General features: G+C 71.9%; 14 protein-coding genes. 7 read left to right on the top strand and 7 right to left on the bottom strand.

The window, feature by feature from the left end:
• Window positions 1-259: 259 nt before the first annotated feature.
• The 3 genes from KBX43_RS11090 to ligD (KBX43_RS11100) all read right to left on the bottom strand — a co-directional run bounded on the left by KBX43_RS11090 (window position 260) and on the right by ligD (KBX43_RS11100) (window position 2,899).
• The gene (locus tag KBX43_RS11090; protein WP_210884274.1) at window positions 260-979 is read right to left on the bottom strand and encodes a TIGR03089 family protein; all 720 of its coding nucleotides are present in this window, start codon (window positions 977-979) and stop codon (window positions 260-262) included.
• A 77-nt stretch (window positions 980-1,056) separates the two neighbouring features.
• Complete coding sequence (ligD, locus tag KBX43_RS11095; RefSeq protein ID WP_043327186.1) at window positions 1,057-1,971, bottom strand: non-homologous end-joining DNA ligase; 915 nt, start codon at window positions 1,969-1,971, stop codon at window positions 1,057-1,059.
• Window positions 1,961-2,899, bottom strand: coding sequence for a non-homologous end-joining DNA ligase (gene ligD / locus KBX43_RS11100; RefSeq protein WP_113972165.1), 939 nt, complete (start codon window positions 2,897-2,899; stop codon window positions 1,961-1,963). Before ligD (KBX43_RS11100) ends, ligD (KBX43_RS11095) begins: the two co-directional genes overlap by 11 nt.
• 86 nt (window positions 2,900-2,985) lie before the next feature.
• Here ligD (KBX43_RS11100) and KBX43_RS11105 point away from each other — a divergent pair, with 86 nt between their 5' ends.
• Window positions 2,986-4,005, top strand: a complete 1,020-nt coding sequence (locus tag KBX43_RS11105) for a Ku protein (protein WP_113972166.1) — start codon at window positions 2,986-2,988, stop codon at window positions 4,003-4,005.
• Window positions 4,006-4,055: 50 nt separating this feature from the next.
• Here the strand turns inward: KBX43_RS11105 and KBX43_RS11110 are convergent, their stop codons facing one another.
• A complete protein-coding gene (locus KBX43_RS11110; RefSeq protein WP_043327192.1) occupies window positions 4,056-4,448 on the bottom strand; it encodes a PPOX class F420-dependent oxidoreductase in 393 nt (130 codons plus the stop codon).
• Between the two features lie 63 nt (window positions 4,449-4,511).
• Here KBX43_RS11110 and KBX43_RS11115 point away from each other — a divergent pair, with 63 nt between their 5' ends.
• From KBX43_RS11115 to KBX43_RS11135, 5 genes are all read left to right on the top strand, one after another.
• A complete protein-coding gene (locus KBX43_RS11115; RefSeq protein ID WP_043327194.1) occupies window positions 4,512-5,267 on the top strand; it encodes an FKBP-type peptidyl-prolyl cis-trans isomerase in 756 nt (251 codons plus the stop codon).
• Between the two features lie 139 nt (window positions 5,268-5,406).
• On the top strand, window positions 5,407-6,255 hold the full coding sequence (locus KBX43_RS11120) for a hypothetical protein (RefSeq protein ID WP_199495966.1): 849 nt from the start codon (window positions 5,407-5,409) through the stop codon (window positions 6,253-6,255).
• 31 nt (window positions 6,256-6,286) lie between these two features.
• Window positions 6,287-6,940 (top strand): HAD family phosphatase, encoded by a 654-nt coding sequence (locus tag KBX43_RS11125; protein ID WP_113972168.1) that lies wholly within the window; start codon window positions 6,287-6,289, stop codon window positions 6,938-6,940.
• Window positions 6,941-6,981: 41 nt separating this feature from the next.
• Window positions 6,982-8,118: a glutathione-independent formaldehyde dehydrogenase gene (locus KBX43_RS11130; RefSeq protein ID WP_113972169.1), complete on the top strand. Its 1,137-nt coding sequence runs from the start codon at window positions 6,982-6,984 to the stop codon at window positions 8,116-8,118.
• A 91-nt stretch (window positions 8,119-8,209) separates the two neighbouring features.
• Window positions 8,210-9,223 carry an NADPH:quinone reductase gene (locus tag KBX43_RS11135; protein WP_113972170.1) on the top strand — a complete coding sequence of 338 codons (1,014 nt, stop codon included), beginning with the start codon at window positions 8,210-8,212 and terminating at the stop codon, window positions 9,221-9,223.
• Window positions 9,224-9,403: 180 nt separating this feature from the next.
• On the opposite strand, the gene KBX43_RS11140 is transcribed toward KBX43_RS11135, so the two are convergent.
• The gene (locus tag KBX43_RS11140) at window positions 9,404-11,038 is read right to left on the bottom strand and encodes a fatty acid--CoA ligase (RefSeq protein WP_176722787.1); all 1,635 of its coding nucleotides are present in this window, start codon (window positions 11,036-11,038) and stop codon (window positions 9,404-9,406) included.
• A gap of 100 nt (window positions 11,039-11,138) precedes the next feature.
• Between KBX43_RS11140 and KBX43_RS11145 the strand changes: the two genes are divergently transcribed.
• Entirely contained in the window at window positions 11,139-11,630 is a 492-nt protein-coding gene (locus KBX43_RS11145; RefSeq protein ID WP_030503787.1) for an NUDIX domain-containing protein, read from the top strand.
• 7 nt (window positions 11,631-11,637) lie between these two features.
• Here the strand turns inward: KBX43_RS11145 and KBX43_RS11150 are convergent, their stop codons facing one another.
• Window positions 11,638-13,305: an MDR family MFS transporter gene (locus KBX43_RS11150; protein WP_064448866.1), complete on the bottom strand. Its 1,668-nt coding sequence runs from the start codon at window positions 13,303-13,305 to the stop codon at window positions 11,638-11,640.
• A 56-nt stretch (window positions 13,306-13,361) separates the two neighbouring features.
• Window positions 13,362-13,916, bottom strand: coding sequence for a type 1 glutamine amidotransferase domain-containing protein (locus KBX43_RS11155; RefSeq protein WP_043327208.1), 555 nt, complete (start codon window positions 13,914-13,916; stop codon window positions 13,362-13,364).
• Between the last annotated feature and the right edge of the window lie 60 nt (window positions 13,917-13,976).

The following is a 13,976-nucleotide window of genomic DNA, read 5'->3' on the forward strand; positions in this document are numbered from 1 at the left end:
TCCAGCAGGTTCATCACATGCCGCCGAGAAGCCATGCCCGGCAGCACATACCACCCGACCCAAGATCCCTACCACGTGACACATGTATCGGGACTTCAACGCTGACAGATGTCATGGGACTGAACAGCCCTCATGACGACCGCTTCCTTCCAAGATCTCGGCGTGGATCGACGCGAAACGCCAGGAGTGCCGTTGATCATGCAGTTGCGGCCCGGACTCAAGCCACAAACCCGGCACCCGAGGGGCCGCGACTGCAAGATCAGCGAGGCGAGGAGGCGGAGGCGGAGGCGGAGTTGGCGTGGATCAGGACCGTGGCACCCGCGGAGAGGGGGGCCAAGAGCCACTTCAGGGGCTGCTCGTCCTCGGTCGGGTCCACCCGGAGGCGGTCGCCGGGGTGCAGATCGAGCTGGGTGGCGATCTCGGCGGCCAGGCGACGCCACGCCCCGAAGCTGGTGCCGTCCGCGGTGGCCGGCCCGGACGGGTCGACTGCCGTGTAGTCCGGCGGGTCGGTGGGGTGCCGCAGCACCTCGGCCGACCAGTCCAGCCAGCCCGGCGGCACCTCGCCGAGCGGCCCCGGACCGGTGCCCACCAGATAGCGGTGCGTCCCCTCGGGTACGTCCTCCAGCCAGTCGTCGAGGCGTTCCGGCGTCACGAACACCGCGTCGTACGGCCGGTCCGCGCCCGGTTCCAGCACCGGCAGGCCGGCCAGCGCGCGGGGACGGAACGACACCGTCAACCCGACCGACCAGGCCCCGAGCAGCACCGCCGCGGTACGCCAGTGCGGCGGCAGCAGCACCGCCACCCGGTCACCGGGGCGCAGCCCGCAACCGTCGCGGAGCAGCCCGGCGCTGCGGGCCGTCCACTCGCCGAGCTGCGCGGCGGTCAGGTCGGTGCGTTCGCCCGTCCCGTCGTCGTGGTAGCTGAGCAGCGGGTACCCGACCGCGTCGGGCGCGACGGCGACGGCTGCCTGGTGGGCCATGCGCGAAACTCCTGTCTGCCGGTCCGCTCACCCTAACCGTCCGAGCCGCCGGTCCGGAGCAACCGAAGCGGCCCGGATCAGCGCACGGGCAGCTCGGGACCGCCGTCGAGCAGCGGCGCCAGCAGGTCGCCCTGCTTCTCCACCCGCTTGAGCACCTCCCCGGCGGTGTACGGCCGCGTCGACGGCCGCTTCCCGGCCGCCCCGGCCTCCACCTCGTCCCAGGTCAGCGGCGTCGACACGGCCGGCACCGGCTGGGCCCGCAGCGAGTACGGCGCCACTGTCGTCTTCGCCGCGTTGTTCTGGCTCCAGTCGATGAAGACCTTGCCGGGCCGAAGGTTCTTCGCCATCTTCGACACGACCAGCTTCGGGTGCGCCTGCTCCAGTTCCTGCGCGATCCGCTTGGCGTAGTCGGAGACGATCTCGGCGTCCTGCGTACCGGCAATCGGGCAGCACAGCTGCATGCCCTTCTTCCCGGACGTCTTCGGGAACGAGGAGATCCCGTCGGAAGCCAGCCGGTCGCGCATCAGCAGCGCCACCTGGCAGCACTGCTTGAGCGCGGCCGGAGCGCCCGGATCCAGGTCGACCACCATCATGTCCGGGTGCGCGCCGATCTTCCACTGCGGAGTGTGCAGCTCCAACGCGGCGAGATTCGCCAGCCACACCAGCGTGGGCAGCTCGTCGCAGACCACGTAGTCGATGGTTTCCCGCCCCTTCGTGGAGCCGGGGGCGGGCAGGTTCTCGGTGCGTACCCAGCCGGGGGTCGCGGCGGGCGCGTTCTTCTCGAAGAACGAGCCGCCGTCGACGCCGTTGGGAAACCGGATCCGGGTCAGCGCGCGGTCGTGCAGGTGCGGCAGCAGCACCGGGGCGATCCGGGTGTAGTAGTCGATCACCTCGCCCTTGGTGAAGCCGGCCTGCGGGAAGAGCACCTTGTCCAGGTTGGACAGCTCCAGCGAGCGCCCCTCGACCTCGACCTTGAGCCGGTCAGCCGGCATCGTCGACCTCCTCGGGCGGCTTGTCCGGGCGCAGGCGCAGGATGCGCGGGAAGCGCAGCCTCCCGTCCGGCGTGCGCTGGCCGTACTTGACCTCCACCACGATCCGGGGAGTTACCCAGATCGCGCCGCGGGCATCCTCGCGCGGCACCCCGGCGGCGAACGGCGACGCGGTGGCCCGCAGCGGTTCCAGCTCACGCAGCAGTTCCCGTTCGATGGCCGCGCCGATCCCGCCGCCGACCCGCCCCCGGTAGATCAACCGCCCGTCCGGGCCGGGCACGCCGACGAGCAGACCGCCGACGCGCCGCGCGCCGGGCCGCCAGCCGCCGACCACGAAGTCGCCGGTGACCTCCAGCTTGACCTTCACCCAGTCCGGGGAGCGCACGCCGGGCCGGTAGAGCGAGTCGACCCGCTTGGCCATCACCCCCTCCAGCCCGTGCTCGCCGGCCGCCGCGTAGGTGGCCGGGCCGTCGCCGAAGACCGGCGGCACCGCCCACCGGGCGGCGCCGAGCCCGAGCGACTCCAGCGCCGCCCGCCGCTCCCGCCACGGCCGGGCGGTCAGGTCCTCGCCGTCGAGCCGCAACAGGTCGAAGATCATGTACGTGACGGGTACGGTCGCCGCCAGCCGAGCCGCCTTGGCCGGGTTGCGCACGTGCATTCGTTCGGCGAGCGCGGTGAACGAGGGCTGCCCGTCGGTGAAGAGGACCACCTCGCCGTCGAGCAGCGCGTCACCTACCTGCTCGGCCAGGTTGAGCAGTTCCGGGTACGCGGTGGTGATCTCGACGCCGGAGCGGGCGTAGAAGTGCCGGTCGCCGCGGGAGATGTCGGCGAGCGCGCGGACGCCGTCCCACTTGAACTCGTACGACCAGGCGGCGCCGACCGGGAGCTGCCCGGTCGTCGCGAGCATCGGCTTCAACGGCGCGCCGGGCACGTTCCGACTGTAGTTGGGTGCGGAAGCGCGTGCGTCCCGTTCGATCGTTTGCGATTCTGGTGGTCAACCGGGGAGAGGAGCGCGAAATGCGGGCGATCTGGAAAGGAGCGGTGTCGTTCGGCCTGGTGTCGATCGGGGTGAAGGTCTACTCGGCCACCGAGGAGAAGGACATCCGTTTCCACCAGGTGCACCGTGAGGACGGCGGCCGGATCCGCTACAAGCGCACCTGCTCGGTCTGCGGCGAGGAGGTCACCTACGACGACATCGCCAAGGGGTACGACATCGGTGGTGGCGAGATGGTCATCCTCACCGACGAGGATTTCGCCGACCTGCCGTTGAGCACGTCGCACGCGATCGACGTGCTGGAGTTCGTACCGGCCGAGCAGGTCGATCCGATCCTCTACAACAAGGCGTACTTCCTGGAGCCGGAGGGCTCGGCGACGAAGCCGTACGTGCTGCTGCGCGACGCGCTGTCCGACTCGGAGCGGGTGGCGATCGTCAAGGTGGCGCTGCGCCAGCGGGAGCAGCTCGCGACGCTGCGGGTCCGCGAGGGCGTGCTGCTGCTCAACACCATGCTGTGGCCGGACGAGATCCGCCGGCCCGACTTCGGTTTCCTGGACGAGGACCTGAAGGTACGCCCGCCGGAGCTGGCGATGGCCAGTTCACTGATCGACTCGATGGCCGGCGAGTTCGAGCCGGACGCCTTCACCGACGACTACCGGGCGGCGTTGCAGGAGGTCATCGACGCGAAGGTCGAGGGCCGCGAGGTGGTGCAGCCGGAGGAGGAAGAGGCCGCGCCGGCCGCCGCGGTGGACCTGATGGCCGCGCTGAAGGCATCCGTGGAGCGGGCCCGGGCGGCCCGGGGCGAGGCGCCGTCCGGCGGTGGGGCCGAGCCGACGCCGATCTCGTCGGCCCGATCGGCGAAGAAGGCCGCGAAGAAGGCCCCGGCCCGGAAGCCGGCCGAGAAGAAGGCCGAGCCGGCGAAGAAGACGGCCGCCGAGAAGACCCCCGCGAAGAAGACGGCGGAGAAGAAGACCGAACCGGCCAAGAAGACCGCCGCCAAGAAGACGACGGCGAAGAAGGCCGCCGCGAAGAAGAGCGCCTGACGCGCGTACGGCCGGGGCCCCGCCCTCGGTGGAGGGCGGGGCCGGGCCGCTCAGCCTCGCCCGAGCTTCTCGGTCGGGGTGACCCGGACGATGACGCGCTCCTCGCCGGGGCGCCGCCACGGGTACGTGTCCTGGCCGAGGTACTTCTTCGCCAGCCGGTCGATGTGCTCGTCGGCGCCCTCGGTGACGAACTCGACGGTGCCCTTGATCCAGAGCGTGCGGAAGTCGTCGGCCTTGTCCGCCACCGACACCGCGACCACCGGGTTGCGGGCCATGTTCAGGTACTTCTGCCGCCCCTTGGCCGTGTTGAACACGATGTGCTCGCCGTCGGTGTCGACCCAGACCGGGGTGACGTGCGGGGTGCCGTCGGCCTCGATCGTCGCCACGTGCGCGAGCTGCGGCTCGCCGAGCAGGGCCAGGTCTTCTTCGCTGAGGATCGCCATGCCCGAAACGTACCCTGTGCGGTGCCCCCGTATCGGTCTCCGTGTCCTGATCGGTGCGGGCGTATGGGCACGCTGGGGCTCCGGGCGGGTACCGTGTGCGCTGGCCTCGGCGGCGGCCCGCCGGGGGCGCACCCACCCACCCTGCAGGGAGTCGACGTGAGCGAGCGTGTGGAGAACCGGTCGGAGGGCCAGGCCGCCCCGGCCACCAAGGCAGGGCGGCGGCTGGCCGCCCAGCTGGCCGAGAAGAAGGCCGCCGAGGCGCGTCGCCGCCGGCAGTCGATGCTCGGCGCGGCTGTCGGCGTGCTCGCCGTGGTGGCCCTGGTCGGTGGCCTGGTCTGGCTGAACAGCGGGGACGACGACAAGGCGGCCACCGCCGGCTCCTCGGCCAGCCCCACCGCCCCGGTCGAGCCCACCGAGATGCCCGCTCCGGAGCTGCCCGCCGGCATCGACCCGGCGCTGAAGACCAAGCCGACAGTGCAGGCCGGCACCGGCGAGCTGACCAAGCTCACCGTCACCACGCTGGTGAAGGGCACCGGGCCGGCGGTGAAGGCCGGGCAGAACATCACCACCAACTACGTGGGCGTGTTCTACTCCGACGGCAAGCAGTTCGACGCGTCCTGGGACAACGGCCAGCCGGCCACCTTCCAGATCGGCGTGGGCCAGGTCATCAAGGGCTGGGACCAGGGCCTGGTCGGCGTGCCGGTGGGCAGCCGGGTGCAGCTGGACCTGCCGGCCGATCTGGCGTACGGCAACGACGCCGCCGGTGGCCGCCCGGCCGGGCCGCTGCGCTTCGTCGTCGACGTGCTGGCTGCGCAGTAGCTCACTCCAGGCTTCCGTCCGGTCACCCTGCGGCAGTAGGTTCATGGTCACCGCGGGCGGCACGTCCGTCCGCGGTGATCTGCTCACCGACGCGGAGGTGCACGTGGCGGCGCTGGACGGGGCCGGGGCGACCCGGCAGATGTGGACGCTGTACGAGCCGGTCCACGCGGTGACCTACTTCCATCCGCGGGCCCGCGCCGCGTTCGAGGCGGTCGGGCTGCGCGGCTACTGGCGCGGCTACTTCGCGGGGCGGGCCGCGCCGCTCGGCGCGGTCGACGCGCCCGCCGTGACCGCGGCGTTCTTCAGCTTCGCGCCGGCCATGGTGGCCCGCGCGCTGCCGTCGGTGTGGCGTCTGGCCACCCCGGAGGAGGCGCTGCGGGCGCGGCTCACCGGTGGTGTGCAGGCGCTCGCCGAGTTCACCTACGAGCTGCCCGAGTCGCATCTGGTCGAGGCCGCCGACCTGCTGGAGGAGGCGGCCGCGCGGGTGGACGTCGCCGGCCGGGTGCTCGGCGCGGTGAACGCCGCACTGCCCCGGGGCGAGTACCCGCTGGCCCGGCTCTGGCAGGCCGCCACCACGCTGCGCGAGCACCGCGGCGACGGCCACGTGGCGGCGCTGGTGACGACCGGGCTGGAACCGGCCGAGGTGGTGGCCTGGCGGTGCCGGGTCGACCAGTCCCGCGAGTTCCACCAGCCCGCCCGGGGCTGGACCGACGAGCAGTGGACCGCGGCCGAGGAGCGGCTGGTGGAGAAGGGCTGGCTGACCCCCGACCGGACGGCCACGCCGTACGCCACGGAGACGTTCCGCGTGGTCGAGGAGGCCACCGACCGGGCCGCTGCCGGGCCGTGGCGGGCGCTGGGCGCGGAACGTACCGCCCGGCTGCGGGACCTGCTGGAGCCGATCGCTACCCGCTGCCGCACGATCATCCCGGCCAAGGCGCCGATCGGCCTGCCGGCGCAGCGGTCGGTCGGAGCCGCGCTGCCACGGTGAGCCGGGCCGCCGGCTGGGGCAGGATGGCGGCATGGTGGACGCGGTGCTCTTCGACCTGGACGGCGTGATCGTGGACTCCGAGCCGGTCTGGGAGGAGGTCCGGCGCGCGTACGTGGCGCAGCACGGCGGCGTCTGGCAGCCGGACACGCAGCGCCGGCTGATGGGCATGAGCACCGGCGAGTGGGCCGAGTACCTCAGCGGTGAGCTGGGCGTCGGCAGGTCGGCCGAGCAGGTCGCCACCGAGGTGGTGACCGAGATGGCCCGCCGGTACGCGCAGCGCGTACCCGTGATCGACGGGGCGGAGGAGGTCGTGCGCCGCATCGCCGCGCGGTGGCCGCTCGGGCTGGCCAGCTCCTCCCCGACCCGGCTGATCGCGGCGGCGCTGGACGCGACGGGCCTGGCCGGCTCGTTCGGCGCGACGCTGTCGACGGAGGAGACCGCCCGGGGCAAGCCCGCGCCGGACGTGTGGCTCGCAGTGGCCGGGCGGCTGGGAGTCGACCCGGCCCGCTGCGTGGCCGTGGAGGACTCGTCGAACGGGGTCCGTTCGGCAGCTGCCGCCGGGTGCCGGGTGGTGGCGGTGCCGCACGGGTCGTACCCGCTCGATCCGGACGCCGAGGCGCTCGCGACCGTGCTGCTCCCCTCGATCGGCGCGCTCACGCCCGCTGTGGTGGCGGGGATCGACTGAACCACCCACCCGCCGCCACCACCCGGCCTACGGTCGGTGACATGAGGGCTGTGGTGTACGAGGGGCCGCACGAGGTGGCCGTCAACGAGGTCGACGACCCGCGGATCGAGGATCCGAACGACGTGGTCGTCCAGGTCACGACGACCGCGATCTGCGGTTCGGACCTGCACATGTACGAGGGACGGACGGCCGCCGAACCGGGCATCGTGTTCGGCCACGAGAACATGGGCGTGATCGTCGAGACCGGGCCGGGCGTGACGAGCCTGCGCGTGGGTGACCGGGTCTCGATGCCGTTCAATGTGGCGTGCGGGTTCTGCCGCAACTGCCGGGAGCAGCGCACCGGGTTCTGCCTGACGGTGAACCCGGGCTTCGCCGGCGGCGCGTACGGCTATGTGTCGATGGGGCCGTACCGGGGTGGGCAGGCGGAGTACCTGCGGGTGCCGTTCGCCGACTTCAACTGCCTGAAGCTGCCGCCCGGCGCCGAACACGAGAACGACTACGCGATGCTCGCCGACATCTTTCCGACCGGCTACCACGGGGTGGCGATGACCGGGCTGCGGCCGGGCGAGAACCTGACCGTGATGGGCGGCGGGCCGGTCGGGCTGATGGCGGCGTACTCGGCGGTGCTGATCGGGGCGTCCGAGGTGTTCGTGGTGGACCGGGTGCCGGACCGGCTGCGGCTGGCCGAGTCGATCGGCGCCACCCCGATCGACTTCAGCGCGGGCGACCCGGTCGAGCAGATCCGGGACCGGACCGACGGGGTGGGGACCGATCACGGCGTGGACGCGGTGGGATACCAGGCGTCCGCGCCCAGCGGCGAGGAGCAGCCGGCGCTGGTGCTGAACACGCTCGTGGAGGTGGTGCGCGCGACCGGGGCGATCGGCGTGGTCGGGCTCTACCTCGCGGCGGACCCGGGCGCCCCGGACGAGCACTCCGCCCGGGGTGAGCTGCTGTTCAAGGTGGGCAAGCTGTTCGAGAAGGGCCTGCGGATCGGCACCGGGCAGGCGAACGTGAAGACCTACAATGCGTACCTGCGAAACCTGATCATGGCGGGGCGGGCGACCCCGAGCTTCGTGGTGAGCAAGGAGTTGCCGCTGGACGCGGCGCCGGAGGCGTACCAGCGCTTCGACCGCCGCGAGCCGGGCTACTCGAAGGTCGTGCTCAAGCCGGCCGCCTGACGAGCCGTCGTACGGTGGCCGGGTGCGCCCTGGGCCGCATGTTCGGGCGGCTGCCGGGTAGCGCACCCGGAAGGACGGCGGAGGGACGGCGATGAAGGCGATCGTGTACGAGCGCAGCGGGAACGCCTCGGTGCTCCAGGTGGTCGAGCGGCCCGTGCCGGAACCCGGGCCGGGCGAGGTGCTGGTGCGGATGGCCGTGTCGGGGGTGAACCCGACCGACTGGAAGGCCCGCCAGGCGTGGCCGCTGCCGAGCGGCTGGCAGATTCCGCACCAGGACGGCGCCGGGGTGGTCGAGGCGGTCGGTGAGGGCGTGGACCGGACGCTGATCGGCGAGCGGGTCTGGGTGTGGGAGGCGGCGTGGCAGCGGCCGTGGGGCACCGCCGCGGAGTACACGCTGGTTCCGGTCCGGCACGCGGTGCCGCTCGGTCCGGCGTCGTTCGATCTGGGGGCGGCGCTCGGCATCCCGTTCATGACCGCGCACCGCTGCCTGACCGCGGGCGAGTACATGCCGGACAAGCTGCACGCGGGCGCGCTGAGCGACCATGTGGTGCTGGTGCAGGGCGGCGCGGGCGCGGTGGGCAACGCGGCGATCCAGCTCGCGAGCTGGGCCGACGCGTGCGTCATCGCGACTGTGAGCAGCCCGGAGAAGGCACAGCTCGCGGCGGCGGCCGGGGCCGACTTCGTGATCAACTATCGCGAGCAGGACGTGGTCGAGGAGGTCCGCAAGGTCGCGCCCGACGGGGTGCACACGATCGTCGAGGTCTCCGCCGCCCGCAACGCCGCCGCCGACGTGCGGATGCTGCGTACCGGCGGGGCGGTCTGCGTGTACGCCGACGACGGCGGCGACGAGATCACGTTGCCGATCCGGCCGCTGATGGTTCCGAACGCGCGCTGGCAGTTCGTGCTGATCTACACCGCGCCGAAGGTCGCCAAGGCGCAGGCGGTCACCGACATCGCGGCGGCGGTGGCGCAGGGCGCGATCCGGGTCGGTGAGGACGCCGGGCTGCCGCTGCACCGGTATCCGCTGGCGGACGCCGCTGCCGCCCAGCAGGCGGTGCAGGACAGCGTGGTGGGCAAGGTGCTGGTCACCACCGCGGACGAGTAGGTGACCGGATTTCCCCGACAGCCGGACAGACGCGAACAAGTTTCGCAACAATGACGGTGCGGGTCAGCCCGTAACGGACGGGCGGCCCCGGCGCGGTGCGAACGCCGGGGCCGCCCTCTGGGAGGAATGCCCGTTGGAAACGTGTTCCTGCCCGTGTAGGCGACGGTACGCCCCGAAACGTTACGACGCGGTCAGTTCCCGTACGTCGAGCCCGCCGTCGGCGTACCGCGAGCGCACCACCTTCTTGTCGAACTTGCCGACGCTGGTCTTGGGCACGGCGTCGATGAACGCCCAGCGTTCCGGCAACTGCCAGCGGGCCACCGAGCCGGCCAGGAAGTCCCGCAGTTCCTCGGCGGTCACCGAGGCGCCCTCGCGAACCACGACGGTGGCCAGCGGACGCTCGTCCCAGCGCTCGTCCGGTACGCCCACCACGCACGCCTCCAGCACCGCCGGGTGCGCCATCAGGGCGTTCTCCAGCTCGACCGAGGAGATCCACTCCCCGCCCGACTTGATCACGTCCTTGGCGCGGTCGGTGAGCGTGATGTAGCCGTCCGGCGAGAGCGTGCCGACGTCACCGGTCCGCAGCCAGCCATCCCGGAACTTCTCCTCCTCCGGCACGTCGTCGCCGATGTACCGGGCGGTCACCCACGGCCCGCGCACCTCCAGCTCGCCCACCGACGTCCCGTCGGCGGGCAGCGGCTCACCGGCAGGGCCGACGATCCGCGCGGTCACGCCCGCCGGTACGCGGCCCTGCGTGTAGCGGTAGCGCCAGGCGTCGTCGCCGGTCGCGCCGGCCGGCGCCCGGGACACCGAGCCCAGCGGCGACATCTCGGTCATGCCCCAGGCGTGGATGACGTCGATGCCGTAGCGGTCGTGGAAGGCGTGCATCAGCGCCGGCGGGCACGCCGACCCGCCCACGATGACCTCCTTCAGTGAGGAGAGGTCCACCTCGTGCGCGTCCAGGTAGGCAAGCAGGTCGGTCCAGATGGTCGGCACCGCCCCGGCCAGCGTGGGGCGCTCGGCGGCGATCATCGCGGCGATCGGCTCGGCCTGGAGGAACCGGTCCGGCATGATCAGCGAGGCGCCGGAGAGGAAGGCCGCGTACGGCAGGCCCCAGGACATGGCGTGGAACATCGGCACGATGGCCAGCTCGCGGTCGTTCGGCCCGAGCCCGAAGCCCTCCGGCATGCAGACCTGGAGCGAGTGCAGGTAGATCGAGCGGTGCGAGTAGGCGACGCCCTTGGGGTGGCCGGTGGTGCCCGAGGTGTAGCAGAGCGCGGCCGCGTCCCGCTCGTCCACCTCCGGCCAGTCGAAGTGGTCGGGGCGGTCGGCCAGCAGCGCGTCCCAGTGGTGCACGGTGATCCGGTCACCGGCGGCGGCCAGCAGCGGGGCCGGGTCGCCGCCGCCGACCACCACCACGTGCGCCACGGTGGTCATCTCGCCGATCACCCGGGCGAGCAGCGGGATGAGCGTGGTGTCGACGAGCACCACGCGGTCCTCGGCGTGGTTGGCGATGTAGGCGACCTGGTCGGGGAAGAGCCGGATGTTGAGCGTGTGCAGCACCGCCCCCATGCTCGGCACGGCGAAGTACGCCACCAGGTGCTCGTTGTTGTTCCACATGAACGTCGCGACCCGCTCGTCGCCGGTCACGCCGCACTCGTCGCGCAGCGCGTGGGCCAGCCGGGCGGCGGCACGGCCGACCTCCGCGTACGTCATCCGGCGCGGTTCGGCGCCGGTCCAGGTGACCACCTCCGCCGCGCCGTGCACGGTGGAGCCGTGTTCGAGGATCCGGGCGACCTGGAGGGGGGCGTCCATCATCGTGCTACGCATGGGTAACAACGTAGTGGCGGCGGTCACATCTACGGAACCCCCCGGAACCACCGAGGTGATCACGGATGATGCGTAGATTGTCCGGGTGAGCATCTCGTGGGCCGACTCGTACGTGGGGCAGCTCCGCGCCCTGGCCGGTGACCGCACCCTGATGTTCGTCGGCGCCCGCGCCGTGGTGCGCGACAACGCCGCCCGGGTGCTGCTGATCCAGCGCTCCGACAACGGCCAGTGGGCGCTGCCGGCCGGCGCCATGGAACTGGGCGAGTCGATCGCCGACTGCGCGGTTCGCGAGGTGCGGGAGGAGACCGGCCTGCGGGCGCTGCGGGTCAGCGCGTTCGCGCTCTACACCGGCCCGGACCGCACCCACACCAACATGTACGGACACACGTACCAGGTCTTCACCACCGCGTTCCGGGTCGACGAGTGGGACGGCGAGCTGGACCGGTTCACCGACGAGACCACCGACGCCGCCTTCTTCCGTCCGGCGGACTTCCCGCACCCGCTCTCGTCGAGCGTCCACGAGACGCTCGCCGACCTGGACGTGTTCGAGCAGACCAACCGGCTGATCCTCAAGTAGCCGCCGGTCACAGCATCGTCTGCGACTTCGCCTCCATGTCGGCGGCGGCCTCCTCCTTCGACTCCTTCGTCAGCGGCTTGCCGCCGGGCGCCGGGGCCTTGCCGCCGATCGGGTCGGCGCCGCCGGTGGCGCCCTGCGGACCGGTGCCGCGCAACTGGTGGTTCGGCATGGCCAGCGTGACCAGCACCGCGACGATCGCGATCAGCCCGGTGGTCAGGAAGACCAGGTGCAGCGACTCGACGAACGAGGCCTGGACGGCGGCGCGTACCGGGGCGGGCAGGGCCAGGATGGCCGCCGGGTCATTGATCGAGAAGTTCCCGCCTGCAGACACCGCGGCCCGCTGCTCCGGCGGAAGCTGCGCGAGCGCGCCCGGCAGCCGGCCGGCCAGCTCGGTGGTGAGCCGGGACGACAGCACCGCGCCCAGGATGGCCACGCCGAACGAGCCGCCGAGCGACCGGAAGAACGTGGCCGAGGACGTGCCCGCGCCCAGGTCGCGCACGCTCACCGCGTTCTGCACGGCGAGGATCAGCGACTGCATGCACAGGCCCAGCCCGATCCCGATCACCACCATGTAGCCGAACGCGGCCCAGAGCGAGGTGGCCACCCGCAGCTGCTGGAACAGCAGCATGCCGACCACCAGCACGGCCGCGCCCGCCACCGGGAACCACTTGTACCTGCCGATCCGGCTCATCGCCCGGCCGGTGACGATCGAGGTGATGATGACGCCGGCCATCATCGGCAGCATCAGCAGACCGCTGCGCGTCGGCGAGGCGCCCTTGACGATCTGGAGGTAGAGCGGGATGAAGATGATCGACCCGAACATCACCAGACCGAGGACGAAACCCGCCGCGTTCGCCAGCGCGAACGTGGCGCTGCGGAACAGCCGCAGCGGCAGGATCGGCTCCTTGGTCCGCGCCTCCTGGACGACGAACAGCACGCCCAGCACCGCGCCCGCGGCGAACAGGCCGACGATCACGCCGGAGCCCCAGGCGTACTCGGCGCCGCCCCAGCTCAGCGCCAGCAGCAGGCAGCTCACGCCGGCCACCAGCAGCGCCGCGCCGATCCAGTCGACCGTGTGCTCCCGCCGCTCGAACGGCACCAGCCGCATCACGTGCCAGCAGACCACGATGGCGAGGATCGCCAGCGGCACGTTGATGTAGAAGATCCACCGCCAGTTGGTCTCCGCGAAGTAACCGCCGACGAGCGGCCCGGCCACCGACGAGACGCCGAACACCGCGCCGAACAACCCCTGGTAGCGGCCGCGCTCCCGGGGCGAGACCACGTCCGAGATGATGGTGAACGCCAGCGTCATCAGCCCACCCGCGCCGAGACCCTGCACGCCGCGCGTGACGATCAGCTGGGTCATGTCCTGCGACAGCCCGGCCAGCAGCGAGCCGAGCAGGAACATGCCGATCGAGAACAGGAAGACCGGCCGGCGTCCGTACAGGTCGGCCATCTTGCCGTACAGCGGCGTCGAGGCGGTCGACGCCAGCAGGTACGCGGTGACCACCCACGAGTAGTGGTTGATGCCGCCCAACTCCCCCACGATCGTCGGCAGGGCGGTGCCGACGATGGTCTGGTCGAGCGCCGCCAGCAGCATCCCGGTCATCAGACCGAACATCAGCAGGCGGATCTGGCGGGCGGGCAGCGCGGGCGGGGCGGTCTGGGCGGTCATCCCGCTTCCTATCCCACCGGGGGCGGATCATGCCCCCGGTGGGCCTGTGACTTTCCTCAGGCGGCGTGCCGACCCTCGGCGAACTCCTCCACGATCTTGGCGCAGAACGCCGGCAGGTCGTCCGGCTTGCGGCTGCTGACCAGCCCGTTGTCGGTGACGACCTCCTTGTCGACCCAGTTCGCGCCGGCGTTTGTGAGGTCGGTGCGCAGGCTCGGCCAGGAGGTGATGGTGCGGCCCCGCACCACGTCCGCCTCGACCAGCGTCCACGGGCCGTGGCAGATCACGCCGACCGGCTTGCCGGCGTCGAAGAACGACTTCACGAACCGGACCGCGTCCGGGTCCGCGCGCAGGAAGTCCGGGTTCGCCACGCCACCGGGCAGGACCAGACCGTCGTACGCGCCGGCGTCCGCCTCCTTGACGGTGACGTCGACCCGGTACTGCTTGCCGTGGTCCAGGTGGTTGAAGGCCTGGATCGAGCCGGAGTCGAGGGAGACCAGCTCAACCTGCGCGCCGGCGTTCTCCACCGCCTCCCGGGGCTGGGTGTACTCGACCTCCTCGACGCCGTCGGCGGCCAGGAAGGCGATGCGCTTGCCCTGAAGTGTCGCTGCCATGCTCTTCTCTCCTCTCCGGGGTATGTCTGCACCGTTCCCCCGGCCGATGCGGCGAAACCG

It is taken from the genome of Micromonospora sp. C41, from assembly GCF_018070485.1.
Classification (GTDB): Bacteria; Actinomycetota; Actinomycetes; order Mycobacteriales; family Micromonosporaceae; genus Micromonospora; species Micromonospora chalcea.

What these genes read in the sequence shown, in the direction of transcription:
- KBX43_RS11125 (WP_113972168.1), top strand. Translation starts at nt 6,287, where the DNA reads ATGGTGGACGCGGTGCTCTTCGACCTGGACGGCGTGATCGTGGACTCC.
- ligD (WP_043327186.1), bottom strand. Translation starts at nt 1,971, where the DNA reads ATGCCGGCTGACCGGCTCAAGGTCGAGGTCGAGGGGCGCTCGCTGGAG.
- KBX43_RS11155 (WP_043327208.1), bottom strand. Translation starts at nt 13,916, where the DNA reads ATGGCAGCGACACTTCAGGGCAAGCGCATCGCCTTCCTGGCCGCCGAC.
- KBX43_RS11120 (WP_199495966.1), top strand. Translation starts at nt 5,407, where the DNA reads ATGTGGACGCTGTACGAGCCGGTCCACGCGGTGACCTACTTCCATCCG.
- KBX43_RS11140 (WP_176722787.1), bottom strand. Translation starts at nt 11,038, where the DNA reads ATGGACGCCCCCCTCCAGGTCGCCCGGATCCTCGAACACGGCTCCACC.
- KBX43_RS11130 (WP_113972169.1), top strand. Translation starts at nt 6,982, where the DNA reads ATGAGGGCTGTGGTGTACGAGGGGCCGCACGAGGTGGCCGTCAACGAG.
- KBX43_RS11105 (WP_113972166.1), top strand. Translation starts at nt 2,986, where the DNA reads ATGCGGGCGATCTGGAAAGGAGCGGTGTCGTTCGGCCTGGTGTCGATC.
- KBX43_RS11150 (WP_064448866.1), bottom strand. Translation starts at nt 13,305, where the DNA reads ATGACCGCCCAGACCGCCCCGCCCGCGCTGCCCGCCCGCCAGATCCGC.
- KBX43_RS11135 (WP_113972170.1), top strand. Translation starts at nt 8,210, where the DNA reads ATGAAGGCGATCGTGTACGAGCGCAGCGGGAACGCCTCGGTGCTCCAG.
- KBX43_RS11110 (WP_043327192.1), bottom strand. Translation starts at nt 4,448, where the DNA reads ATGGCGATCCTCAGCGAAGAAGACCTGGCCCTGCTCGGCGAGCCGCAG.
- KBX43_RS11115 (WP_043327194.1), top strand. Translation starts at nt 4,512, where the DNA reads ATGGGCACGCTGGGGCTCCGGGCGGGTACCGTGTGCGCTGGCCTCGGC.
- KBX43_RS11090 (WP_210884274.1), bottom strand. Translation starts at nt 979, where the DNA reads ATGGCCCACCAGGCAGCCGTCGCCGTCGCGCCCGACGCGGTCGGGTAC.